We start from the raw sequence: 22,314 nt of genomic DNA on the forward strand, positions 1-22,314 counted from the left end.
GATGGATACCGGCGCCCGCTCCAGCCTGCCGTCGTCCGCGCTGGCCATGCGCTCGATGCGCGCCGCGCTGCCGGAATGGTGGCCGGTGCTGCTCGGCCTGGCGATCCTGTTCGTGCCGACCTTCTACGACCTGTTCACCGGCGCCTGGGTCGGTGAAGAGCAGGGCCACGGCCCGATCATCTTCGGCCTGGCGCTGTGGCTGATCTACCGTAAATGGCCCGACATGCTGGCCGCCACCACGCCGGCGCGCGCACACTGGAGCGGCTGGCCGATCCTGGTGGCCGGCCTGCTGGCGCACATGCTGGGCCGCTCGCAGAAGATCCTGATGCTGGAAGTGCTGTCGATCATCCTGGTGATGATGGCGGTGCTGCTGGTCAAGCGCGGCGGCCGTGCGATGGGCGTGCTGTGGTTCCCCTTCTTCTTCATGATCTTCATGGTGCCGCTGCCCAGCGAGTTCGTGGCCGCGGTGACGATGCCGATGAAGATGGCGGTGTCCTGGGCCACCGAGCACATCCTGTTCGCCTTCGGCTACCCGATCAGCCGCTCCGGCGTGATCCTGCAGATCGGCCAGTACCAGTTGCTGGTGGCCGATGCCTGCGCCGGCCTGCAGACCCTGCTGACCCTGGAAGCGCTGGGCCTGTTCTACCTGAACCTGATGCGCCACCCTTCCGCCTTCCGCAACATCGGCCTGGCGATCTTCATCATCCCGATCTCGTTCTCGGCCAACGTGATCCGCGTGATCGTGCTGACCCTGATCACCTATTACTACGGCGACGCGGCGGGGCAGGGCTTCCTGCACGGCTTTGCCGGTATGGTGCTGTTCGTGACGGCGCTGGTGCTGATCCTGTCGATCGACTCGGCTCTGCAGTGGACCATCCGTCGCCGCGAGGCGAAGAACGCGCCGCTGCGTACGAAGGAGGCCGCATGAACCGCAAGCTCCTCGCAAGCGTCGTGCTCGGCGTGGCGATGGCCGGCACCTCGGCCCTGACCGGGGCCCTGACGCCGACCCAGAAAGTGGCCGACGCCCGCGCCAACTTCAACCTCGACGCGATGGTCCCGAAAAGCTTCGCCGGCTGGACCGTCGACACCAGCGTGGTTCCGCTGACGCCGGACCCGACCCAGAAGGAACTGATCGCCGCGCTCTACGACCAGACCCTGTCGCGCACCTATGTGAACGCCCAGGGCCAGCGCGTGATGCTGTCGATCGCCTACGGCGGCGACCAGAGCAAGCAGCTGCAGCTGCACCTGCCCGAGGTCTGCTATGTGGCCCAGGGCTTCGACATGCTCAAGGACCGCCGCGACGAGCTCGACACCGGTTTCGGCAAGGTCCCGGTCAAGCGCCTGGTGGCGCGCCAGAACAGCCGCAACGAGCCGATCACCTACTGGATCACGATCGGCGACAAGGCCGTGAAGTCGGGCCTCGACCAGAAGATGCAACGCTTCATCTACGGCCTGTCGGGCCACATCCCGGACGGCATGCTGGTGCGCGTGTCGACCATCGAAGCCGACGAGGCCGGCGCCTACAAGGTCCAGGACCGCTTCGTCGAGCAGATGCTCGCGGCCCTCGATCCGCAGGCGCGGACCCGGCTGATGGGCGCCGCCCCCAAGAACGGATAAGGGCCGGCGATGCAGAACCTCCTCCTTTACGTCTACACCTCGCTGCCCTTCGTGGTCGTGGCGCTGCTGTGCGTGGCGGCGATCGTCGCCGCCGGCATCGGCATGGTGCGGCCGCGCTGGCTGGCCTATGCCTACATGCTGGTGTTCTTCCTCAAGAACTCGACCAACTACGGCTCGCTGGCGACCATGGGCTCGCCCGGCATCTATACGCGCGGTTCGGGCGTGCTGCTGTTTCCGGTGCTGTTCTGGATGATGTTCGGGTTCTGGGCCTGCGCCCGTGTGTCGGCCAGCTTCCAGCGCCAGCCGACGCCGCCATGCAACCTGCGGCCCTGGTTCCTGGCCTGGTTCCTGCTGCTGGGCGCCCACATTGCGGTCGGCCTGTTCTCGGGCGTGAAACTGGCCGACATCCTGGGCGTGTCCGGCTTCTCCAACATCATCTGGATGGCACCGCTGGTGTCGCTGCTGGTGCTGTCCTTCCGTACCCGCGAAGATGCCATCGAGCTGTCGCGCTTCATCATGCTGGTCGGGCTGGGCCGCGCCATGTTCGGCCTGGTGCGCTGGGCCTTCCTGAAGGGCGACCCGAACAACGTCTACGCCAACATGAACGGCTTGAACATCAAGCTGACCTTCTTCGACATCAACGACAGCCTGCTATGCACGATCGCGTTCGCGATCGCCGCGGTCAACCTGTTCCAGGTCGTCAAGACCGACCGCAGCTTCTTCTGGCGCCTGGTCGAATGGGCGACCCTGGGCGCGACCGCCGCCTGCGTGGTGCTGTCCTACCGCCGCACGGCCTGGATCGGCTTCGTGCTGGCCGGCCTGATCATCATGATGCGCTTCCCGATGCAGCGCCGCATCCAGCTGATGGTGCTGGGCACCCCGGTGGTCGGTGCCGGCCTGCTGTACGCGGCCTTCAAGCGCCTGGGCCAGACCAAGGGCGCGGGGCAGGGCCTGTCCAGCCTGGTCTTCGACATGCAATCGAAGAAGTTCGGCGCCGAGAGCGAACGCGTGCTGGAGCTGAAGTTCGCGCTGGCCGACTTCCTGTCGCATCCGCTGACCGGCATCGGCACCTGGGGCCGTTATACCGGCTACCAGCACATTTCCTGGCAGGCGAATCCGGAAGGCGGCCTGTTCATCCATAGCGGCGTGCTGCACATCGGCCTGAAGGCCGGGCTGCCGGGCCTGGTCCTGCTGATCGGCACGATCTGGACCTTCATGATGTTCGCCCGCCGCGCGCTGCGCACCGCGCCGCCCGAACTGCTGGGCCTGGCCACGGCCGGTGCCGCCGGGCTGGCCTTCATGCTGCCCGACCTGCTGGTCGGCACGCCTTTCCCGCAAGTGCGTACGACCCAGATGCTGGCGATCTGCCTGGCGCTGCCCTATGTTGCAATGGCAGTGTGCCGCGAGCAGTCCGCCGTCCAGACGGCAAAGGAGAACAAGCGCGGCCACGTCAACCTGGTGCCGACGCGCGTCGCTGTCTGACATGAATCTGAGCCTGCTTCGCAACGCCTTCTCCAACCTGCTCGGCGCCATCATCCCCGCCCTGGTGGCGCTGGGAACCGTACCGCTGGTGGTCAAGGGACTGGGCGATGCGAACTACGGCGTGTATTCGCTGGTCACCGCCATCGTCGGCTATTTCGCGGTCATCGACATCAACGTCACCGCCGGCTCGGTCAAGTACATCGCCGAGTTCAACGCTAACCGCGACCAGGAACGCATCGACGAGACCGTGTTCTTCGGCCTGAGCGTCTATTCGATGCTGGGCCTGCTTGGGGGCATCGGCCTGTTCGTCGGCGCCCACTTCTTCGTCACCCGCGTGTTCTCGGTGCCGCCGCAACTGGTGGGGGAGGCGGTCGCCACCCTGAAGCTGGCGGCGCTCGGCTTCTTCCTCGGCCAGCTGCAGAGTTACCTGAACAGTATTCCGCAATCGCTGATGCGCTACGACATTGCCAGCCGCATCGAGATGGTGTTCGGCACCGGCGTGCCGCTGTTGACGGTGGCGGTGCTGATGCTGGGCTATGGTCTGTTCGAAGTGATCCTGGTGCGTGTGGTGGCCAGTGCGCTGAACTGCGCGATCCTGTGGCGCTGCATCCGGCGCCTGCTGCCCCAGCTGGCCTGGCGCAAGCCGGGGGCGGCGATACGGCGCGAGCTGCTCGGCTTTTCGGCCTATTCCTTCCTGTCCCGCTTTGCCGGCCTGTCGTATGCGTATGCCGACAAGCTGATCATCGGCGCTCTGGTCGGCGTGACCGGCCTGGCCTATTTCACGGTCGCCTCGACCCTGGCCAACCGCGTCCTCAGTCTGACGTTCCGCCTGTCGGGCGTTTTGTTCCCGGCCGCCAGCGCCCTGGCCGCGCGCGGCGAGCTGGAGCGTCTGCGCACTCTCTACCTGAAGGCCAGCCGCTACGTGGTCTTCCTCAACGCCTCGGTGCTGGTGCTGGTGGCCGTGTTCTCCTACCAGATCCTGTACTACTGGATCGATCCGCAGTTCGCGCGCGTCGGTCAGGTGGTGCTGGCGGTGATGGCACTGTCGCAGTTCGTCGATTCGCTGACCAGCCTGCCGTCGCTGGTCAATGACGGCATGGGCCACCCGCGCTATTCCGGCATGTTCGCGCTGGCGCGCGCCGGCGTCGGCCTGGTGGCCGTGTATGCCGGGGTGGCCGGCTGGGGCATCGCCGGCGCCGCCTGGGGCCACGTGCTGGCGTCAAGCCTGCTGACCTGCGCCTTCCTGGTGGCCGTGCATGGCCGCACGGTGCCGGCCCGGCTGGCCGACCTGATACGCCATGCCTACCTGCCCAGCGTGTTCGGGGTCGGCGCCGTCGCCATCGTCGCCGACGCCGGCAAGCAACTGTTCGGTAACGGTCCCTTCGGCCTGGCGCTGCTGGTGCTGGCGACCGCGATGCTGCTGTTCGCCTGGGGCGTGCTGTTCGTGATCGAAAGGGAGGACAAGATTCTCGCCTGGTCCCGCGTGAAAGGCATTTTGTCGATGAGGAAAGCAGTTTGAAGATTCTGATGGTTTCGGAAGACTTGCCGGGCACCCAGATCGGCGGCCTGGGCAAGCACGTGGTCACCCTGTCCAATGCGCTGCTGGAACAGGGACATGAAGTCGATATCATGGGGCGCAGCGACCGCTTCCATGCCGGCAGCGCGAAAGAGATCGGCTTCAATGGCCGGCTGCTGCCGGGCTTCGCATTTGCGCGGCCCGGCTGGAAGGAATCCCAGCTCGGTTTCTTCAACCCGGTCAAGCGCCCCTGGTTCGCGCGGCGGGTGGCGCGCGCGGTGCTGCGCGAGGCCGGCAAATACGAGGTGGTGCACTACCACGGCCACCTGCCCATGGTCGGGCGCTACATCCCGCCGGCGATGAACTTCGTCCAGACCCGGCATGACCAGGGCAGCGAGTGCGTGACCCACCTGCGCTTTCGCGAAGGCCACGTGTGCGAGACCCGCGACCGGCGCGACTGCGCCGCCTGCATCCACCCGGCCCCGAATTCGCTGCGCCGCACCGTGTCCGGCATCGCCGTGCACCGCTACCGCTCGGAGACGGCCGATTCCTTCGCCCGCCACAAGACCGTGTTTGTGTCCGACTTCCTGCGCCGCGCCTTCCTGCGCTCGGTGCCGGACGCCGACCTGTCGCGTGCCTGCGTGATCCACAACTTCATCCGCTATTCGCTGCTGCGCCAGCACGCGCTGGCCGCGCAGGGCGAGACGCGGGCAGGGGAGGTGCTGCTGGTCGGCCGCATCGATACCGGCAAGGGCTTCGCCGAATTCCTGGCGCAAGTGGCCGGCTGGCTGCCGCCGCATGCGCGGGTCACCATCATCGGCGATGGCCCGCAGCGCGCGCAGCTGGAAAGCCGCTACGCCGGCCCGCAGGTGCGCTTCCTCGGCTGGCAGCCCTACGACGAGGTGATCCGCATGTCGGCGCGCAGCCACGTGCTGGTGGTGCCCTCGGTGTGCGAGGAAGCCTGCTCCACCACCGTGTTGGAAGCGCTGGCCCTGGGCAAGCAATGCGTGGCGCTGGCGCGCGGCGGCACGCCGGAGCTGGCTGACTACCAATATTACGACGGCCAGCTGCAGCTGGCCGAGACCATGCCGCGGCTGGTGGAGCGGCTGGTCGACATGCTGGGACGTGCGCCAGTGACGGTGCCGCTCCCGGAATCCTTCGCGATGGACGTGTCGCATGCCATCCCCCGACTCCTAGCCCTCTACGCCAAATGACCATGACAAACAAGCCAAAATTCTCCATTGTCACCTGCACCTGGAACAGCGCCGCGACCTTGCCCGACACCCTGGCCTCGGTCCAGCGCCAGACTTGCCAGGACTTCGAGCACATCTTCGTCGACGGCGGCTCCACCGATGGCACGCTGGACCTGATCGCCGCCTATCCCGGCCGCAAGCGGGTGCTGCGCGATGTCGGCGGCGGCGTCAGCCGCGCGATGAACCAGGGCATCGAAGCGGCGACCGGCGATTACATCGCCCACCTGCACTCGGACGATTACTACGCCAGCGACGACGTGCTGGAAGTGGTGGCCGAGCGCTTCGCCAGCGAGGGCGTGGACTGGGTGTTCGGGAATGTGCAGGTGCTCAAGGACGGGCGCCTGGTGCCGCCCTACGAGATGGTGCCGTTCAGCTTCAGTTCCTTCGCCGCCGGTCGCGCCTGGGTGCCGCACCCGGCCGTCTTCATCCGCCGCAGTGCACTGAGCCGGGTCGGCATGTTCGACGAAAAACTGGTCTACGCGATGGATATCGATTTGTGGCTGCGCCTGGGCAAGGTGGCGCGCCCGGCGACGGTCGACCGTCCGCTGGCCGTGTTCCGCGACCATGCCGGCAGCATCTCCTCGGCCAACCGGATCAAGGCGCGCCGCGAGGAGTTCGCGGTGCGGCGGCGTTACATGAAGGAGGCGCCGCTGGCCTTCGGCATCTACTGCCTGCGCTACATGAAGCGCATGCGCAACCTGCAGGCCGAGACCACCCAGTGAGATCGAAGCATCCGGTAACTTGTGGTATTTATGCCAAGTTTGCCGGATTGCTCTCATAGTTTCCAAATTATCTTTTCAGTCAAAAAACAGGGAGTGCATTTCTAGAAATATTACCTCGTCAAGACCGTCATTACAGACGTTGGATTTCCGCGATCGACGAGAAAAAATCTTTGATTTCTAAGGGAAATTTTCCGCAAATCAATTGATGTGCGGTACTATTATTTGGAACCGAACAGCGCTTTTTACGTATAACTGCCGCTGTTGCCGAATACGCCTGGCGCCACGCCGACAGGCAATCCCTTGTAAGTCTTAGTTATTGTTCTCGGAGCTCCCTCATGAAATTTCATCGGAAAGGCATCGCCCTGGCGATCGCACTGACGTCGCTGTTCTGTTCTTTCAGTGCGCGTGCAGACTGGGCGCAATCCACCGATCCCCTCGTCGTCCAGCCGGCACCGGCAAATGGCCAGGTGCAGGCGCAGAACCCGCCGGGATTTGCATGGGCGCGCTACCCGAGCGGTCCGGCCAGCTATGAAATCGAGATCACGCCGGTCGGCGGTTCGCCGACCAAGGCAGTCGTCGACCGTAACTGGTACCTGCCGACCAAGGCTCTGCCTCTCGGCAACTACACCTGGCGCGTGCGCCCGGCCAATTCGAGCGACTGGTCCGCGCCGCGCTCCTTCTCGATCACCAACAAGTCGACCGTGTTCGAAGTGCCGGACAACGCCACCCTGCGTGCGCGTATCCTGGCCAAGGCCAGGCCGCGTTCGCTGCCGGCCAGCACGACCCCGTTCTCGACCTGGAACACCGCCAAGAAGACCGAGCTCGAGCCTTACCTGAGCCGCCTGACCAATGAAGTCAAGGTGCAGATGACTGCGCTGCCCGACCTGAGCGATGCGCGCTGGCCGATCACCATCGCCTCGCCGCTGACGGCGCAGATGGCTTCGCAGCAGACCGACGTGCGCAACAAGATCAACGAAGCGACCCGCCAGATGGAAGCCGCGGCCCTGCTGTGGCGCGTGCGCAAGGAACAGGTCTACCTGAACGAGGCGATCAAGCGCGGCGACCAGCTCGCCTCGCTGACCCCGACTGGTCCGACCAGCTACGCCAACCAGGACCAGGCCACCCGCCAGATCGCGCTGTCGCTGATCAAGACCATCGACATGCTGCCGGGCGACCTCGACGGCACCCGCCGCAACAGGTGGCTGGACGCCGTGCGCATTCGTACCAACGAGATGTTCGGCTACCTGTCCGGCGACAACGGCCGCCTCGACCAGTACCCGTTCGATTCGCACGGCAACACGCTGATGATCTTCATGTCGCTGATCTCGAGCCTGTCGCTGGGCGACATCCCGGATGCGCAGAAGTGGTTCGATTTCTGCTTCCGCGCCTACGTCAACACCCCGTCGCCGTGGGCCGGTCCGGAAGGCGGCTACGCCAACGGCACCGCCTATGCCGAATACGCGGCCGGCTACATGGTCGCGCTGTGGGATTCGATCAACCAGGCCAGCGGCGTGAACATGTACGCCAAGCCCTGGAGCCTGGGCTTCCTCGACTTCGCCATGATGCTGACGCCGCCGGGCGCCAAGGTGCATGCCTTCGGCGACGGTTCCGAGACCAAGCCGGACCCGCGCGTGTTCCGCGCCTTCGCGCTGCGCATGGTGAACCCGCGCGCCAACTGGTACCAGTCGAAGCTGTCGGGCATCGAAGACGGCATGGCCGTGCTCGAGGCACCGTACCCGATGCCGATCGTCGGCAACCAGGTGTACGCACCGCCGTCGAACGAGGCCTATTACCCGAGCACGGGCTGGGTTGCGATCCACAGCGACATCGGCAACGCCAATCGCAGCTCGTTCTACTTCAAGTCGAGCCCCTACGGCTCCTTCAACCACAGCCACGGCGACCAGAACGGTCTGCTGCTGTCGGTGGCCGGCCAGCCGCTGCTGGTGAAGGCTGGCTGGTACGACTGGTACGGTTCGCCGCAGTGGACCGACTGGTACCACCAGACCAGGTCGCAGAACGCGATCACCTTCGACGGCGGCAAGGGCCAGCTGGTCGACGGCTACCGCGAGCAGCTGCAGCGCAACGGCAAGATCACCGGCTGGGCGGTCAACCCCAACTACGACTACGCCGAAGGCGATGCAACCCCGGCCTATGGCGGTCAGCTGACGATGGCCAAGCGCCAGATCTGGTACTTCAAGGCCCAGGACGCGATGCTGGTGCGCGACAAGCTGTCGGCCGTGGTCCCGCACACCTACGAGTTCAACATCCACGCCCCGGTGGCGATCACGGTGGAGAGCCCGTCGAGCGTGAAGATTGCGACGGGCGGCCAGTCGGTCTGCCTGCGCGACCTGAACGGCAACGCGCCTTTTGCCACCTGGACCGGTCCGGCGCCGAAGGCTGGCGTGACCGAAAGCCACGGCGCCTTCTACCTGAAGAACGATGGCAAGTCGGTCGGCGAGTTCCTGGTACTGATGGATGTCGGCTGCAAGCGCCCGAGCGTCAAGGTGGCGGCCAGCGGCACCGGCCGTGCGGTTACCATCGGCAGCCAGACCGTGACGATCAACTAAGTCGCCCTAAGTTAGGCCTAAGTCAGGCGTAACCAAGACAGTCCAGGCGCCGTGCTACACTCGGCGCGCGGGCCAGAGTCCTTCGCAGGCAGGCGCCGCGAAGGACTTTTTTTTGCCCGTGCAATCCATCGTTCCCATGACCAAGCAGGTATTCCTCATCGCCGCGCACAAGGATCCCGCCCAGCTCAACGCGCTGGTCGAGCAGCTGCGCGACGAGGATTTCCTGATCTACGTCCACCTCGACGCCAAGGGCGCCATTGATCCGCGCGCGGTGCACCCGGCAGCGCGCCTGGTCAAGGAACGCGTGGCGGTGCACTGGGGCTGCTTCAGCCAGGTGCGTGCGACCCTGAACTCGCTGGCCCAGATCGTGACCGAAGTGCCGGACTTCGACAAGGTGCTGTTCCTCAGCGCCCAGGATTTCCCGCTGCTCTCGAACCCGGCGCTGAAGGCGGCGTTGGCAGGGCTGCGCGGACAAGAGCTGCTCGACACCGTGCCGATCGGCCGCGAGCCCGGCCAATGGGCGGCCGACTATCGCTACCAGTATTTCTACCGCGACGATGCCGGCAAGCCGCTGCGCCTGGCCTGCTCGCTGGCGAACCGCGCGATGCGCGCCTGCGGCTTCACGCGCAGGCTGCCCGGCGCCATGCGTCCCTACGGCGGCTCGTCCTGGTGGGCGCTGTCGCGCGACTGCGTGCGCGAGCTGCTGGAGCGGGTGCGGCGCGAGCCCGCCATTGCGCGCTTCTTCCGCAGCGTGGCCTGCGCCGACGAGATGTTTTTCCAGACCCTGGTGATGAATTCGCGCTTCGGCGAGCGTGTGCTGCCGCAGAACTTCCGCTACATCCAGTGGCCGGAGCAGGGCGCGCGCAATCCCAAGATTCTCGACGAACACGACTTCGAGCGCATCGCCGCATCGAAAGCCCATTTCTGCCGCAAGATCGACAGCCGGGCCAGCGCCGCACTGCTGCCGCGCCTGATGGCCCTGCGCGAGCACCGCAGCGCCGCTGCTTAGCACGGCCTTAGTACGTCCTTAGCGCGGCTGCATCTGCTCGAGCCGCGCACGCATCCGCGCCGCCAGCGCTTCCTGCAGACGCTGTTCGGTGGCAGCCGCCGCATCCATGCGCTCGCCCTGGCGTTCGGCCTCGTCGGCATCGGCCTCATCCGCAAACACGCCGTGCTTCACTTGCGGGTCGAGCTCGCGTGCGCGCCTGGCCAGCCCGAAGATCGTGCGCGCGGCATCGATCCATTCGGCGCGCGCCTGCATGCTGAGGTGCTGGTGTTCCATCTGGGCCTGCAGGGCCGTCATGAGGCCGTCCGAGATGGCCTGGCGCTGGTCTGCGGGATGTTCTTCGAGCACCGGCACCAGCTGGCGCGTGGCCTCGACCAGCCACTGCTGGACCAGCGTCCGGTGCTCCGCCACCAGCGCTTCCAGCGCGTCGATCGCGGCCAGCGAGGTCTGCACGCCGGCCATCGACGACAGGCGCTCCACCGTGAGCACCTTTTCCAGTTCGAGCGCGCTCTGGCGTGCGGCATAGGCCTGGGACAGGGCCAGGCCATTGTTCTGTAGCTGCAGCATCAGCTGGAGCAGCGCTTGTTGCGGCGGGATTTTCATGATCGTGGAACGGCCGGAGATAGCGACAGCATACCAGTGTACGGTTGCGTTCCGCGTGGGCACGGGGTGCCCACCCTACGTTAGAATCGGCGCATGCCCAGCCAACCGATTACCTCATCACCGTCCCCGCTATCGATTGCCTTCATCGTCCGCGATCCGCTGCCGCCGATCCGGGCCGACGTCGACACCCTGTTCGGCACCGAGATGCCGCGCTATGGCGTGCATACCGAACTGGTGGGGCAGGGCGGCAGCGAGGGCGATGCGAGCGCTTGGCCCGCTGGCGGCATGCACGTGGTCGGCAGCCTGCGCTCGCCGCTCGCCGCCTTCTGTTCGCCGCTGTGGGACCTGGTCGGGCTCTGGCGGGCACTCGGCAAGGGCAAACGCCCGGATTGCGTGCAGGTGCGCGACAAGATCGCCAGCGGCTTGCTGGGCCGCATTGCCGCCGCGCTGCTGCGCGTGCCCTTCGTCTACTGGATGTCCTTTCCCATCGTCGAAGGCTATGCCGTGCGCCGCGACGACATCGCGCACCACCAGCGCGGCATCAAAGGCCGCCTCAAATGGGCCGCGCATGCGCTGCGCGCCTGGGCTTCGCGCGTGACGATCTATCGCCTGGTGCTGCCGGGCGCGCGCCACATCTTCGTGCAGAGCGACGCCATGGCCGACTGGCTCGCAAGCAAGGGTTTCTCGCGCGAACGCATGACGGCGGTGCCGATGGGCGTCGATGCCGCGTTGTTCGACCGCGCCACGGTCGAGCCGGTGCAAGATGCGCGGCTGGACAGCCGCCGCGTGGTGCTCTACCTGGGCCGCATCGCGCAGTCGCGCAAATCCGACTTCCTGCTCGACGTTACCGAGGAACTGCGCAAGGCCTGTCCCGACGTCCTGCTGGTGATCGCCGGCGATGCGCCCTCGAACGACGAGATGAACTGGATGCGGCGCGAGATCGCCGCGCGCAAGCTGGAACAGCACGTGCTGCTGACCGGCTGGCTGCCGCGCAAGACCGCGCTTGGCTACGCGGTGCGGTCCGAGGTCGGGCTGGCCGCGGTGCCGCGCGGCGTGCTGGGCGACACCATGTCGCCGACCAAGGTGGTCGAGTACCTGGCGCTGGGCATCCCGGCCGTGGCCAACGACATCCCCGACCAGCAACTGGTGATCGAGCAGAGCGGCGCAGGGCTGTGCGTACCGATGGAAGCCCAGGCTTTCGCCGCCGCGACCCTGGAATTATTGAACGATCCGGAACGCGCTCGACAGTTCGGGATGCGTGGTCCAGCGTACGTTAAGAGCCATCGCACCTATGATATTCTCGGCCGAAATGTTGCAAGAACTTACAAGAAAGTCCTGATGGAGTAAGCCTGCATGACGTGGACCCGGTCGCTCAAGTTTTCCCTGCGTTCGCTCGGGCGTGAGCTGGTCCGCAACATCTGGGGGCGCATCTTTGTCTACCCGGCGCTGGCCAGGAACGAAGGCTCGCGCGAACACCTGGCGCGTTACGTGGCGCAGCGTGCGGCGAAGGCCGGCGTGCCGCTGGACGGCGATCCCTTCACCCTGGCGCGCCTGGCGCCCGGCACACCGCTGCTGACCAAGCAGGAGGTGCGCCAGCACCCCGAGCGCCTGCTGCGCCCGCGCCGCCCCGGCTCCCTGATCCGCACGACCATCAAGACCAGCGGCACCTCCGGCACGCCGCTGACCATCGTGCAGTCGCTCGGCAACATGGTGCGCGAAGAAGGCTTCGTCTACCGCCAGCTGCGCTGGATCGGCTGGCGCCCCATGCAGCGGCGCGCCTGGATCCGCGGCGACATCGTCTGCGCCGACCATCCCCAGGATGGGCGCTACTGGTGCCGCGACTGGGTCGGCAACATGCTGATGATGTCCTCCTACCACTTATCGAATGACACGATCGGCGCCTATGTCGACGCCCTCGAAGCCTTCGAGCCGGTCGTGATCCACGCCTACCCGTCCTCGATCGCGGCGCTGGCCGCCTGGCTGAACGCACGCGGACGGCGCTACGGCGGCCGCAGGCTGCGCGGCGTGATGACCTCGTCGGAGACCATGGAGCCGGACGTGCGGGCGGCGGTCGAGCAGGCCTTCGGCGTGCGCGTGTTCGACTGGTACGGCCAGTCCGAACGGGTGGCGGCGATCGGCAGCTGCGAGCATGGCAGCTACCACCTGCTGACCGACTACGGCAGCGCGGCACTCCTCGAGACCGACAAGCCGGATGTATTCGAACTGGTCGGCACCAGCCTCAACAACCTGGCGATGCCCCTGGTGCACTACCGCACCGGCGATACCATCGTGCCCGGCAACGAAGCCTGCGCCTGTGGCCGCGTGTTCCCGACCGTTCAAAGCGTGCTGGGACGCCAGGAAAAGGTCATCACCCTGCCGGATGGCCGCATGATCGGCCGCCTGGACCGCGTGTTCCAGGGCAACGACCGGCATCTGGTCGAGGGCCAGGTGTCTTACCGCGGCAACGGCCGCTTCCTGCTGCGGGTGGTGACCACCGAAGGCTGGCGCGAGGCCGATGCCGAGGCCATGGTCGCCAAATTCCTGCTGCGCGTGCCCGGCGTCGAGGTGACGGTGCAGCAGGTCGACGCGATCCCGCGCGGCCGCAACGGCAAGTTCGAGTTCGTTGTCGTAGAGGAAGAAGGTGAACTGTGCGCACGACGGGAAATTCATGATGTATGATCGAAACATTGCCCGTTTTATAAGAGCGTGTATTTTGTTACAACAGCAGCCGAAACAGGGGATGGACAGCGGGGCGGACGCGTGAAAACGCCCGCGCCACGCATCCTCATGGTCGGCACCGCACTCGAAGGCCGGGGCGGGGTGGCGGCCGTGGTGGCCGTGTTGCGCCAGCACGGCCTGTTCGAACGCGAGGGGGTGCGCTACGTCGCCACCCACCATGAAGGCTCGAAGGCGGCCAAGGCGAAAGGCGCGCTGTCGGGTTTCTGGCACACCGTGCGGGCCTGCTTCGGCCAGCATCCGGCGGTGGTGCACGTGCATGCGGCGTCGCGCGCCAGCTTCGTGCGCAAGTCGATCGTGCTGCTGATCGCGCGCCTGGCCGGCTGCAAGACCATTTTTCATTTGCATGGCGGCGGTTTCCGCCAGTTCGCGACGGTCGAAGCGGGTGCCTTGATGCGCCGCTGGATCCGCCACACGTTGGAAGCGAGCTCGGTCGTGATCACGCTGTCGAGCGGCTGGGCCGGCTTCGTGCGCGGCTTCGCGCCCAAGGCGAGGGTGGCGGTGATGCCGAATTCGGTGCCCTTGCCGCCGGACCTGCCGGGCGCGCAGCCGGAACCGGGCCGCATCCTCTTCCTCGGCCGGCTGGAGGCCGCCAAGGGCGTGTTCGAACTGCTCGGCGCCGGTGCGCGGCTGGCCGCCAAGTACCCGGCGCTGCGCCTGGTGTTCGGCGGCGAAGGCGATGCCGCGGCCCTCTTGCTGCGCGCGGACGAGCTCGGCATCCGGGACCGCGTCGAATTGCCGGGCTGGATAGGCCCGCAGCAGCGCGACCAGCAGCTGGCGCGCGCCGCCGTGTTCTGCCTGCCTTCGCATGCCGAGGGCTTGCCGATGTCCATGCTGGAAGCGATGGCGGCCGGGCGGGCGGTGGTCGCCAGCAGCGTGGGCGGCATTCCGGAAACGATCGCCGACGGCGACAACGGCCTGCTGGTGCCGCCGCGCGACGAGGCGGCGCTGGCACAGGCGCTGGATCGGGTATTGGGCGACGACGCCCTGCGCGCACGTCTGGCAAGACACGCGCGCGTCACAATCGAGCAGCACTATTCAACCGAGGTAGTGTGCGGCCAGCTATCCGCGCTCTACCGTGAATTGGCGGGGACACGAGGATGAGCGAAGCGACAGGCGTGACGTGGCTGGTGAACCGTTTGCGCTGCATGTCGGTGGCCGAGGTCGGCTACCGGATCCAGCAGGCGGCGGTGAAGGGCGTGGCGAAACGGGTGCGGCCGCGCGCCGCGCCGCCGCTGCCGCGCGCCCGCACCTTCGCCATCCAGGGTGCGCCGCAGATGAGTGCGGCCGAGCGCGAGCTGCTGCTGGCCGACGCCGACAGTATCTGCGCCGGCCACGTGGTCCTGTTTGCCGAGCGCCGCTACGACGTCGGCATGCCGCCGCTGTGGAACCGCGACCCCGAAAGCGGCGTCGTCGGCCCGGCCGTCTACGCCGGCGACATCGCCATCACCAACCGCGAGCTGGTCGGCGACATCAAGCATGTCTGGGAGCTGAACCGCCACCTGCACCTCGTGCGCCTGGCCCAGGCCTGGGCGGTCACCCATGACGTGGCCTGGCTGCACGCGCTGCATCACCAGCTGCGCAGCTGGCTCGACCAGTGTCCGCCGCTGGTCGGCCCCAACTGGACCAGCTCGCTGGAACTGGGCATCCGCCTGATCAACTGGAGCCTGGTCTGGCAATTGATCGGCGGCGAAGGCAGCGGCCTGTTCGCCGGCGAGGATGGCGAGCGTCTGCGCGCCGACTGGCTCGATTCGATCCACGCCCACTGCAGCGCGATCGCGCGCCACCTGTCGCGCCACTCCTCGGCCAACAACCACCTGATCGGCGAACTGGCCGGCCTGTATGTCGGCGCCTCGATCTGGCCCTGCTGGAAGCAGTCCGGTGCCTGGCTGGAACAGGCGCGGCGCGAACTGGAAACCGAGGCCCAGGCCCAGTTCTCGCGCGACGGCGTGAATCGCGAGCAGGCCTTCGCCTACCACATCTTTTCGTCCGAATTCCTGTTCGTCGCCGGCCTGGTCGGCCAGGCCTGCGGCCACCCGTTCTCGCGCGCTTACTGGACCAGCCTGCAGCGCGCACTGCGCTTCCTGCGCTCCGTGCGCGATGTCGGCGGCAACGTGCCGATGGTCGGCGACGCCGACGACGGCATCGTGTTCCGCCTGGATGCGCCGGGCAGCGACCGCGCGGCCCAGTTGCTGGCGCTGGGCGATGCCGTGCTGCACAAGCACGACAGCACTTGGGTCAGCGGGCACACCGGCGTGCGCTGGCTGCTGCACACGCTGCCGGGCAAGCGCCCGGAAGCCGATCCGCACGAATCCGAGACCGGCTGGGCCTTCCCGGACGGCGGCTATCTGCTGTTCGGTTCGCACTTCGGCGAAGCGAACGAGATCAAGGGCATGGTCGATTGCGGCCCGCTGGGCTACCTGGGCATCGCCGCCCACGGCCACGCCGATGCGCTGGGTCTGACCCTGTCGGTCGGCGGCGAGGAATGCCTGGTCGATCCGGGCACGTATTCCTACTGGCAAGAGCACAAGTGGCGCGATTATTTCCGCGGTACCTCGGCCCACAACACGGTGCGCATCGACGGCCTCGACCAGTCGGTGTCGGGCGGGCGCTTCATGTGGCTGAAAAAGGCCAGGGCCAGCATCGAGAAGATGCCGCAGTCGCCGCACGAGTTCGATTTCCGCGGCTCGCACGACGGCTACGAGCGCCTGGCCGATCCGGTACGCCACATGCGCACCGTGCGCTTCGACGCGGCCAGCGCGAGCCTGGTGGTGCGCGACGAGTTCGCGGCCAAGAAGCACCACCAGGTCGAGCAGTTCTGGCATTTCGCGCCGGGCCTGAGCGTCCGTCTGGATAGTTCCGGCCTGCACGTGCGCGGCAAGCGCTTCGCCCTGCAAATGCACGCCCACGGCGCCGACCTCAAGCTGGAATTGGTGCGCGGCAATGAAAATCCGCCGCTCGGCTGGTATTCGCGCTGCTATGAATCGAAGCAGCCCTGCGATGTGCTCAAGATCAGCACCGTATCGTCCGCCGTTCCAGTCGAGTGCAGGTTTACAATAACGTTTTTTTAATACCCGGCCACCGGCCCTGTTGTTCACATACTAATTACTAGGGAACTTGTTTCATGCTTATTTATCTGGTTGCGGGCGCCCGGCCCAACTTCATGAAGATCGCCCCCATCGTCCGCGCGCTGCAGGCACAGCCGGAACAGCGGCTCACCTACAAGATCATTCATACGGGCCAGCACTACGACCGCGACATGAACGACGTGTTCTTCGAAGAACTCGGCATTCCGCAACCTGACGTCTTCATGGCGGCCGGCGGCGGCAGCCATGCCCAGCAGACCGCCAAGATCATGGTCGGTTTCGAAGAACTGTGCCAGACCGAGCGCCCGGCCGCCGTGCTGGTGGTGGGCGACGTGAATTCCACGCTGGCCTGCTCGATCGTCGCCAAGAAACTGAACATCCCGGTCGCCCACGTCGAAGCCGGCCTGCGCTCCGGCGACATGACCATGCCGGAAGAAATCAACCGCCTGGTCACCGACAGCATCTCGGACTGGTTCTTCGTCACCGAACCGGCCGCCCTGGAACACCTGCGCCGCGAAGGCAAGCCGGACTCGGCGGTGCACTACGTCGGCCACGTGATGGTCGACAACGTGCTGTACCAGGCCGACAAGCTGGCCAACACGGACACCTCGGGTTTCGAGACCAGCGCCTTCAAGCAGGCGCGCAAGGAAGCGGGCGAGCGCTACGGCGTGGTCACCATGCACCGTCCGAGCAACGTCGACGATGCCGCCACCTTCACCCGCATCGCCGGCGCGCTCAAGGAAATCGCGGCCGAGCTGCCGCTGATCTTCCCGGTGCACCCGCGCACCCGCGCCAACATCGAGAAATTCGGCATCGATCTCGGCCCGAACGTCACGCTGGCCGGTCCGCAGGCCTACATGGCCTTCCTGAACCTGTGGAAGGACGCGGCGGTCGTGCTGACCGACAGCGGCGGCCTGCAGGAAGAGACCACGGCACTGGGCGTGCCCTGCGTCACGATCCGCGAGAACACCGAGCGTCCCGTCACCGTCGACGAGGGCTCGAACGTACTGGCCGGTACCGATCCGGCAGTCATCATGGCTGAAGCGCGCAAGGTATTGCGCGGCGAAGGCAAACAGGGCCGCCGGCCGCACCTGTGGGACGGCAAGGCGGCGGAACGTATCGTCGCGGTACTGGCAACCGAGCTGGCGAAAGTACCCGAATGAGTAGAAAAGGATGATCAGATGAGCGAACGCATCACACTGATGGGGTGCTCCATCGACAACCTGTCGATGGAGGAAACACTGCAGACCATCGAGGGTTTTATCCATACAGGAAGGCCCCATCAGCACGTGGTGGTGAACGTCGACAAGCTGGTCAAGGCCAGCCGCGACCCGGAGCTCAGGCAGATCATCAACGACTGCGCGCTCATCAACGTCGACGGCATGCCGGTCGTGTGGGCTTCGCGCCTGCTCGGCAAGCCGCTCAAGGAAAGGGTCGCCGGCGTCGACCTGTTCGAGGCGCTGATGCGCCGGGCAGGGGAGAAGGGCTGGCGCGTCTTCCTGCTGGGCGCGAAGGAAGAAGTGGTGAGCAAGGTGGCCGCCACCTACCAGCACAAATATCCGCGGCTGGTCCTGGCGGGCTACCGCAACGGTTACTGGAAGGGCGAGGCGGAGGAGGCGCAGGTCGTGGAACAAATCCGCGACGCCCGCCCCGACCTGCTGTTCGTGGCGATCAGTTCGCCGAAAAAAGAACAGTTCCTCGGCCGCTATCAGGCCGAGATGAAGATTCCGTTCGCGATGGGGGTGGGCGGCACCTTCGACGTGGCGATCGGCCACGTCAAGCGGGCGCCGGTGTGGATGCAGAAGTCGGGCCTGGAATGGTTCTACCGCTTCCTGCAGGAGCCGCGCCGGATGTTCCGCCGCTACTTCATCGAGGACATGGCATTTGTACGCCTCTTTCTCAAGGAACTGAGGCAAGGACGATAAACCTGGGATGCCCGCGGCCCGGCCGCAGGGACACAACAACAAATCGCCAGCACATCGGGGCATGGCGACCAGACATTTTTAAGAAAGAAACGCACTCATGAAAATTCTCGTTACAGGCGGCATGGGCTACATTGGTTCGCACACGGTCGTCGAGCTGCAGAACGCCGGCCACGACGTGGTGGTGTTCGACAACCTGTCCAACGCCGACCCTTCGGTACAGGGGCGGGTGCAAAAGATCACGGGCAAGTCCTTCGAGTTCGTCAATGGCGACATCCGCGACCGCGCAGCAATGGAAGCCGCGTTCGGCGCGCACAAGATCGACGCCGTGATCCACTTCGCCGGCCTGAAGGCGGTCGGCGAATCGGTGGCGCAGCCGCTGCGCTACTACGACAACAACGTCTCCGGCAGCGTGGTGCTGTTCGAGACCATGGCCAAGTTCGGCTGCAAGACCCTGGTCTTCTCGTCGTCGGCCACCGTGTACGGCGACCCGGCCTCGGTGCCGATCCGCGAAGACTTCCCGCTGTCGGCCACCAATCCCTATGGCCGCAGCAAGCTGATGATCGAAGACATCCTGCGTGACCTGTTCAAGGCCGCGCCGGACTGGCGCATCGCACTGCTGCGCTATTTCAACCCGGTCGGCGCCCATGAAAGCGGCCTGATCGGCGAGGAGCCGAACGGCATCCCCAACAACCTGGTGCCTTATATCGCCCAGGTCGCCAACGGCCAGCGCGAGAAGCTGTCGGTGTTCGGCGGCGACTACCCGACCCCGGACGGCACCGGCATGCGCGATTACATCCACGTGGTCGACCTGTCGATCGGCCACGTCAAGACCCTGGACAAGCTGGTCCAGGGTCCGGGACTGCATACCTACAACCTCGGCACCGGCAACGGCAACAGCGTGCTGGAAATGATCCACGCCTTCGAGAAGGCCTGCGGCAAGCCGATTCCTTACCAGATCGTAGACCGTCGCCCTGGCGACATTGCGAAGTGTTACGCCGACCCAACCCACGCCCGCGAGGAACTGGGTTGGACCGCGCAGCGTGACATCGCACAAATGTGCGCTGACTCCTGGCGCTACCAAACTACCCCAAAATAAGCATGAGGACCGAACCATGAAAGCGATGATTCTTGCAGCAGGCAAAGGCACCCGCGTACGTCCGCTGACCTATGACCTGCCGAAACCGATGATCCCCGTGCTGGGCAAGCCCGTCATGGCCTACCTGATCGAACACCTGCGCAAGCACGGTGTCAGCGAGATCATGGTCAACGTCAGCCACCTGCACGAAAAGATCGAGGAATACTTCGGTGAGGGCGAACAGTTCGGCGTCCAGATCGGCTACTCCTTCGAGGGCTACACCAAGGAAGACGGCGAAGTCGTGGCGGTGCCGATCGGTTCGGCCGGCGGCATGAAGAAGATCCAGGAATTCGGCGGCTTCTTCGACGACACCACCATCGTGCTGTGCGGCGACGCCCTGATCGACCTCGACCTGAAGGCAGCCCTGCTGGAGCACCGCCGCAAGGGTGCGATGGCCACCGTGATCACCAAGGAAGTGCCTTGGGATAAGGTCTCGAGCTATGGCGTAGTGGTCACCGACCAGGACGGCCGCATCACCCAGTTCCAGGAAAAGCCGAAGCAGGAAGAGGCGCTGTCGAACTTCATCAGCACCGGCATCTATATCTTCGAGCCGGAAGTGATCGACCTGATCCCGTCGGGCGTGGAATTCGACATCGGTTCCCAGCTGTTCCCGCTGCTGGCGGAGAAGGGCATGCCTTTCTACGCCCAGGGCCGGCCGTTCAACTGGCTCGACATCGGCAGCGTTTCGGACTACTGGGAAGTGCTGCAGAACGTGCTGACCGGCGAGGTCAACCACATGGACGTGCCGGGCATCCAGATCCAGCCAGGCCTGTGGGTCGGCCTGAACACCAGCATCGACTGGAACGGCACCACGATCAAGGGCCCGGTCTACATCGGCTCGGGCGTCAAGATCGAAGCCGGCAGCACCATCATCGGCCCGACCTGGATCGGTCATGGCAGCCACATCTGCGAGGGCGCGGAAATCGTTCGCAGCGTGCTTTTCGAGTACACTCGCGTACTTAACGATGTGACATTACATGAAACAATCGTCTTCAAGGACTACAGCATTGATCGCAGCGGGGAGATGAAGCATTCCTCCGAGTACAGCTCGGACGAATGGTTGAACGCCCGCGATCGTCGCCGCAGCCGCCGCAAAGATGGCGCGGAAGAGACAGATTCCACTCTAGAGAAAATAAGCGCATGAAAATCTATCCAGTCATCCTCTCCGGCGGCGCCGGTACCCGCCTGTGGCCGCTCTCGCGTGCCCTGATGCCCAAGCAGCTGCTGCCGCTGGTCTCCGACAAGACCATGCTGCAGGAGACCGCTTTGCGGGTCCGCGGCTGGCCGGGGTTGATGGCGCCGCTGGTCGTGTGCGGCAACGAGCATCGCTTCCTGGTCGCAGAGCAGCTGCGCGAGGTGGGCATCACCCCGAGCGGCATCCTGCTCGAGCCGGTCGGCCGTAACACGGCCCCGGCCGTGACGGCGGCGGCACGCCACCTGCTGGCCGACGATCCGGACGCGATCATGCTGGTGCTGCCGGCCGACCACGTGATCGAGAAGAACGAAGCCTTCCGCCTGGCGGTCGAGCGTGCCTTCCGCCTGGTGCAGGACGGTTCGCTGGCCACCTTCGGCATCGTGCCGAGCGTGCCGGAAACCGGCTACGGCTACATCCGCCGCGGCGAGCCGCTGCCGGGCTGCGACGATTGCTACAAGATCGAACGCTTCGTCGAGAAGCCGGACCGTAACACCGCCGAAGGCTTCGTCGCCGACGGCGGCTATTACTGGAACAGCGGCATGTTCATGTTCCGCGCCGACCGTTTCCTGGCCGAGATCGAGCAGCATGCGCCCGAGATCGCCAAGGCGGCAGAGTCGGCGATGCACAACGCCTACCGCGACCTCGACTTCTGCCGCCTGGACGAAGCCGCGTTCACGGCCTGCCCGTCGGACTCGATCGACTACGCGGTCATGGAACACACCCGTGACGGCGTGGTGGTCGCCAGCGACATCGGCTGGAGCGATGTCGGCTCCTGGTCGGCCCTGGCCGACGTGCAGCAGGCCGATGCCCACGGCAACGTGCAGCGCGGCGACGTCTACCTGGACGGCGTCAGCAATTCGTTGGTGCGCGCCGAAAGCCGCATCGTGGCCGTGGTCGGCGTCAAGGACCTGGTCGTGGTGGAAACCAACGACGCGGTGCTGGTCGCACACAAGGACCAGGTCCAGCGGGTGAAGAACATCGTCGACCACCTGAAGGCCCAGGACCGTACCGAGCACCTGCACCATACCCGGGTCTATCGTCCATGGGGCTTCTACGAAGGCATCGACGTGGGCGAGCGCTTCCAGGTCAAGCGCATCTGCGTCAAGCCGGGCGAGAAGCTGTCGCTGCAGATGCACCACCACCGCGCCGAGCACTGGGTGGTCGTGTCGGGCACCGCGCGCGTGACCTGCGGCGAGAGCGTCAAGCTGCTGGCCGAGAACGAGTCGACCTACATCCCGATCGGCATGACGCACCGCCTGGAAAACCCGGGCAAGCTGCCGCTGCACCTGATCGAGGTGCAGTCGGGCAGCTACCTGGGCGAGGATGACATCGTGCGTTTCGAGGACATCTATCAACGCAGCTGAGCAACGCAGCTGAGAAACGTATCTGAGAAACGCAGCTGCGTTCGCCTCATCGACGCCGCCCGCGCCCCCGGCGCCGGCGGCGTTTCTCTTTTCCTCGGGTCTACCGT

Annotated in this window: 18 protein-coding genes; 17 read left to right on the plus strand and 1 reads right to left on the minus strand. The window is 65.8% G+C overall.

The window, feature by feature from the left end:
• The first annotated feature begins 1 nt into the window (after position 1).
• The 8 genes from xrtB to NX782_RS09035 all read left to right on the plus strand — a co-directional run bounded on the left by xrtB (position 2) and on the right by NX782_RS09035 (position 10,166).
• Complete coding sequence (xrtB, locus tag NX782_RS09000) at positions 2 to 928, plus strand: exosortase B (RefSeq protein ID WP_258845107.1); 927 nt, start codon at positions 2 to 4, stop codon at positions 926 to 928.
• Positions 925 to 1,617 carry an exosortase-associated protein EpsI, B-type gene (gene epsI, locus NX782_RS09005; protein WP_258845108.1) on the plus strand — a complete coding sequence of 231 codons (693 nt, stop codon included), beginning with the start codon at positions 925 to 927 and terminating at the stop codon, positions 1,615 to 1,617. The genes xrtB and epsI overlap by 4 nt, the downstream gene beginning before the upstream one ends.
• 9 nt (positions 1,618 to 1,626) lie before the next feature.
• Positions 1,627 to 3,099, plus strand: a complete 1,473-nt coding sequence (locus NX782_RS09010; RefSeq protein ID WP_258845109.1) for an O-antigen ligase family protein — start codon at positions 1,627 to 1,629, stop codon at positions 3,097 to 3,099.
• Between the two features lies 1 nt (position 3,100).
• Positions 3,101 to 4,618 carry an oligosaccharide flippase family protein gene (locus NX782_RS09015; RefSeq protein ID WP_258845110.1) on the plus strand — a complete coding sequence of 506 codons (1,518 nt, stop codon included), beginning with the start codon at positions 3,101 to 3,103 and terminating at the stop codon, positions 4,616 to 4,618.
• Positions 4,615 to 5,829 carry a glycosyltransferase family 4 protein gene (locus NX782_RS09020; protein ID WP_258845111.1) on the plus strand — a complete coding sequence of 405 codons (1,215 nt, stop codon included), beginning with the start codon at positions 4,615 to 4,617 and terminating at the stop codon, positions 5,827 to 5,829. The genes NX782_RS09015 and NX782_RS09020 overlap by 4 nt, the downstream gene beginning before the upstream one ends.
• A 2-nt stretch (positions 5,830 to 5,831) precedes the next feature.
• Positions 5,832 to 6,590, plus strand: a complete 759-nt coding sequence (locus tag NX782_RS09025; RefSeq protein WP_258845112.1) for a glycosyltransferase family 2 protein — start codon at positions 5,832 to 5,834, stop codon at positions 6,588 to 6,590.
• A gap of 335 nt (positions 6,591 to 6,925) precedes the next feature.
• On the plus strand, positions 6,926 to 9,157 hold the full coding sequence (locus NX782_RS09030; protein ID WP_258845113.1) for a heparinase II/III domain-containing protein: 2,232 nt from the start codon (positions 6,926 to 6,928) through the stop codon (positions 9,155 to 9,157).
• A 136-nt stretch (positions 9,158 to 9,293) separates the two neighbouring features.
• The gene (locus tag NX782_RS09035) at positions 9,294 to 10,166 is read left to right on the plus strand and encodes a beta-1,6-N-acetylglucosaminyltransferase (RefSeq protein WP_258845114.1); all 873 of its coding nucleotides are present in this window, start codon (positions 9,294 to 9,296) and stop codon (positions 10,164 to 10,166) included.
• Between the two features lie 18 nt (positions 10,167 to 10,184).
• Here NX782_RS09035 and NX782_RS09040 read toward each other — a convergent pair whose 3' ends face one another.
• Positions 10,185 to 10,766: a hypothetical protein gene (locus NX782_RS09040; RefSeq protein WP_258845115.1), complete on the minus strand. Its 582-nt coding sequence runs from the start codon at positions 10,764 to 10,766 to the stop codon at positions 10,185 to 10,187.
• Positions 10,767 to 10,859: 93 nt separating this feature from the next.
• Here NX782_RS09040 and NX782_RS09045 point away from each other — a divergent pair, with 93 nt between their 5' ends.
• From NX782_RS09045 to NX782_RS09085, 9 genes are all read left to right on the plus strand, one after another.
• On the plus strand, positions 10,860 to 12,113 hold the full coding sequence (locus tag NX782_RS09045; RefSeq protein ID WP_258845116.1) for a glycosyltransferase: 1,254 nt from the start codon (positions 10,860 to 10,862) through the stop codon (positions 12,111 to 12,113).
• Positions 12,114 to 12,119: 6 nt separating this feature from the next.
• On the plus strand, positions 12,120 to 13,445 hold the full coding sequence (locus tag NX782_RS09050) for a phenylacetate--CoA ligase family protein (protein ID WP_258845117.1): 1,326 nt from the start codon (positions 12,120 to 12,122) through the stop codon (positions 13,443 to 13,445).
• An 81-nt stretch (positions 13,446 to 13,526) separates the two neighbouring features.
• On the plus strand, positions 13,527 to 14,606 hold the full coding sequence (locus tag NX782_RS09055) for a glycosyltransferase family 4 protein (protein ID WP_258845118.1): 1,080 nt from the start codon (positions 13,527 to 13,529) through the stop codon (positions 14,604 to 14,606).
• Positions 14,603 to 16,573, plus strand: coding sequence for a heparinase II/III family protein (locus NX782_RS09060; RefSeq protein ID WP_258845119.1), 1,971 nt, complete (start codon positions 14,603 to 14,605; stop codon positions 16,571 to 16,573). Before NX782_RS09055 ends, NX782_RS09060 begins: the two co-directional genes overlap by 4 nt.
• Before the next feature lie 53 nt (positions 16,574 to 16,626).
• Positions 16,627 to 17,751, plus strand: a complete 1,125-nt coding sequence (gene wecB, locus NX782_RS09065) for a non-hydrolyzing UDP-N-acetylglucosamine 2-epimerase (protein WP_258845120.1) — start codon at positions 16,627 to 16,629, stop codon at positions 17,749 to 17,751.
• A gap of 18 nt (positions 17,752 to 17,769) precedes the next feature.
• Positions 17,770 to 18,513 carry a WecB/TagA/CpsF family glycosyltransferase gene (locus NX782_RS09070; RefSeq protein ID WP_258845121.1) on the plus strand — a complete coding sequence of 248 codons (744 nt, stop codon included), beginning with the start codon at positions 17,770 to 17,772 and terminating at the stop codon, positions 18,511 to 18,513.
• A 97-nt stretch (positions 18,514 to 18,610) separates the two neighbouring features.
• A complete protein-coding gene (gene galE / locus NX782_RS09075; protein WP_258845122.1) occupies positions 18,611 to 19,609 on the plus strand; it encodes a UDP-glucose 4-epimerase GalE in 999 nt (332 codons plus the stop codon).
• Positions 19,610 to 19,625: 16 nt separating this feature from the next.
• Positions 19,626 to 20,792, plus strand: a complete 1,167-nt coding sequence (locus tag NX782_RS09080; RefSeq protein ID WP_258845123.1) for a nucleotidyltransferase family protein — start codon at positions 19,626 to 19,628, stop codon at positions 20,790 to 20,792.
• Positions 20,789 to 22,207, plus strand: coding sequence for a mannose-1-phosphate guanylyltransferase/mannose-6-phosphate isomerase (locus NX782_RS09085; protein WP_258845124.1), 1,419 nt, complete (start codon positions 20,789 to 20,791; stop codon positions 22,205 to 22,207). Before NX782_RS09080 ends, NX782_RS09085 begins: the two co-directional genes overlap by 4 nt.
• Positions 22,208 to 22,314: the final 107 nt, after the last annotated feature.

The organism is Massilia norwichensis (genome assembly GCF_024753245.1).
In the GTDB taxonomy this organism is placed as follows: Bacteria; Pseudomonadota; Gammaproteobacteria; order Burkholderiales; family Burkholderiaceae_D; genus Telluria; species Telluria norwichensis.

What these genes read in the sequence shown, in the direction of transcription:
- xrtB (WP_258845107.1), top strand. Translation starts at nt 2, where the DNA reads ATGGATACCGGCGCCCGCTCCAGCCTGCCGTCGTCCGCGCTGGCCATG.
- epsI (WP_258845108.1), top strand. Translation starts at nt 925, where the DNA reads ATGAACCGCAAGCTCCTCGCAAGCGTCGTGCTCGGCGTGGCGATGGCC.
- NX782_RS09010 (WP_258845109.1), top strand. Translation starts at nt 1,627, where the DNA reads ATGCAGAACCTCCTCCTTTACGTCTACACCTCGCTGCCCTTCGTGGTC.
- NX782_RS09015 (WP_258845110.1), top strand. Translation starts at nt 3,101, where the DNA reads ATGAATCTGAGCCTGCTTCGCAACGCCTTCTCCAACCTGCTCGGCGCC.
- NX782_RS09025 (WP_258845112.1), top strand. Translation starts at nt 5,832, where the DNA reads ATGACAAACAAGCCAAAATTCTCCATTGTCACCTGCACCTGGAACAGC.
- NX782_RS09030 (WP_258845113.1), top strand. Translation starts at nt 6,926, where the DNA reads ATGAAATTTCATCGGAAAGGCATCGCCCTGGCGATCGCACTGACGTCG.
- NX782_RS09035 (WP_258845114.1), top strand. Translation starts at nt 9,294, where the DNA reads ATGACCAAGCAGGTATTCCTCATCGCCGCGCACAAGGATCCCGCCCAG.
- NX782_RS09040 (WP_258845115.1), bottom strand. Translation starts at nt 10,766, where the DNA reads ATGAAAATCCCGCCGCAACAAGCGCTGCTCCAGCTGATGCTGCAGCTA.
- NX782_RS09045 (WP_258845116.1), top strand. Translation starts at nt 10,860, where the DNA reads ATGCCCAGCCAACCGATTACCTCATCACCGTCCCCGCTATCGATTGCC.
- NX782_RS09050 (WP_258845117.1), top strand. Translation starts at nt 12,120, where the DNA reads ATGACGTGGACCCGGTCGCTCAAGTTTTCCCTGCGTTCGCTCGGGCGT.
- NX782_RS09060 (WP_258845119.1), top strand. Translation starts at nt 14,603, where the DNA reads ATGAGCGAAGCGACAGGCGTGACGTGGCTGGTGAACCGTTTGCGCTGC.
- wecB (WP_258845120.1), top strand. Translation starts at nt 16,627, where the DNA reads ATGCTTATTTATCTGGTTGCGGGCGCCCGGCCCAACTTCATGAAGATC.
- NX782_RS09070 (WP_258845121.1), top strand. Translation starts at nt 17,770, where the DNA reads ATGAGCGAACGCATCACACTGATGGGGTGCTCCATCGACAACCTGTCG.
- galE (WP_258845122.1), top strand. Translation starts at nt 18,611, where the DNA reads ATGAAAATTCTCGTTACAGGCGGCATGGGCTACATTGGTTCGCACACG.
- NX782_RS09080 (WP_258845123.1), top strand. Translation starts at nt 19,626, where the DNA reads ATGAAAGCGATGATTCTTGCAGCAGGCAAAGGCACCCGCGTACGTCCG.
- NX782_RS09085 (WP_258845124.1), top strand. Translation starts at nt 20,789, where the DNA reads ATGAAAATCTATCCAGTCATCCTCTCCGGCGGCGCCGGTACCCGCCTG.